Annotated in this window: 1 protein-coding gene and 1 pseudogene; one reads left to right on the forward strand and one right to left on the reverse strand. The window is 33.5% G+C overall.

Annotated features, from left to right (window positions below; translation table 11 throughout):
• The first annotated feature begins 272 nt into the window (after positions 1-272).
• On the forward strand, positions 273-737 hold the full coding sequence (locus tag ACFQZJ_RS17160) for a hypothetical protein (RefSeq protein WP_379936129.1): 465 nt from the start codon (positions 273-275) through the stop codon (positions 735-737).
• A 285-nt stretch (positions 738-1,022) separates the two neighbouring features.
• On the opposite strand, the pseudogene ACFQZJ_RS17165 reads toward ACFQZJ_RS17160, so the two are convergent.
• Positions 1,023-1,249: pseudogene (locus tag ACFQZJ_RS17165) on the reverse strand (IS91 family transposase); the annotation flags it as partial.

The raw sequence follows: 1,249 nt of genomic DNA on the forward strand, positions 1-1,249 counted from the left end.
AAACAGTAAGATAACGTACTTTTATAAACCAATTAAAGGCTTCCGAGGTACGAGGATTAGTTCAACATTGTATATAAAAAATAGCACAAGTCATTGCTAACACTAAGGTTTGGGCATTTTTGGGAAGTCGCCAAATTTTTAAATTTGACGATTTCCAATAAAAAGATAAATAGTAAAATTTAAAAATCTGGCTTGTGTTTTAACCGAAAAGTAATCGCTTATTTTCAGCGCTACTTTTCATATACGGAGCCGTTGGGTGTAATTATAAAAAAATGAATTTATTTAGAAACAAATCTGTCCTTTGGTATATAGTTCCTCTTATAATTATTGTTACATCTTGTTCCTCAAATCTAAAATATATTAAATCAGAATTTGAATTAATAAAAATTGAAGACAATAATTTTAATCTTGATAAATTAGGTGACGGAAAAATTTTAATTTACAATGGTGCTGATGTTTTACATCAAATGACTGGTCGTTTGAACATTTGGATTAATTCTAAACCATTAGGACAATTAAAACTCAATGAATATGTAATTATCAATCTTGAAAATAATCTATACGACTTTAAGGTTCAACATCTTGATCTTGTAAATATGAGAAGTAATCATGAAATAGAAATAACAGCTGAAACTAAAATTATTCGAATAGAACCAACTGTATTTTCGAATAAAGTCACTATTACAAATGAAGCACCAAGAAATAGTGAAAATTTCAAATATATGATAGGAAAGTAACTACACCCAATAACTAAGCATATGGCGCGCCGATAGGCTAGCGCTATATGACTTGTTGACTGATCCGGGGTTTGTAAATAAGGGGGAATTCGGGAAGTTTGTCTAGACCTTTACAAGGAAGCAGGTCATTGTTATACGGTTCTACAGTTTTCTTTTTTGCAGAAAACCACATAACGAATAAATTATTGATGCAAAACCCACACCCCTTTTGAGTATTTACGGGGTTTTACCTGTTTTTCCTTCGTTTTGGGCAGTAGTATGCCAGGGTCCTTTTCAGGGCCGTTCTTATGGTTTGAATTTCAATAGTTTACGTTTTATGGTCTTTTGGTAATCTTTTGGTGGGCCACGGCTATCAAAGGTCAAAAGGGTGATCAATTTCCCTTCTTTACAGCTAGGGCAAACGCGGTGCAGCGATTTCTCTTGAGTTACAAAACTTTCCCTGTGCAGCAAATCCTTTTCCGCTAATTGCAGTTGCAACAGCGGTAATCTGTCCTTTTTCCAACTACTGCTCA

Source organism: Maribacter chungangensis (assembly GCF_042676845.1).
Classification (GTDB): Bacteria; Bacteroidota; Bacteroidia; order Flavobacteriales; family Flavobacteriaceae; genus Maribacter; species Maribacter chungangensis.

Excerpts from the sequence above, each read along its gene's own strand:
- ACFQZJ_RS17160 (WP_379936129.1), top strand. The coding sequence starts at position 273 with ATGAATTTATTTAGAAACAAATCTGTCCTTTGGTATATAGTTCCTCTT.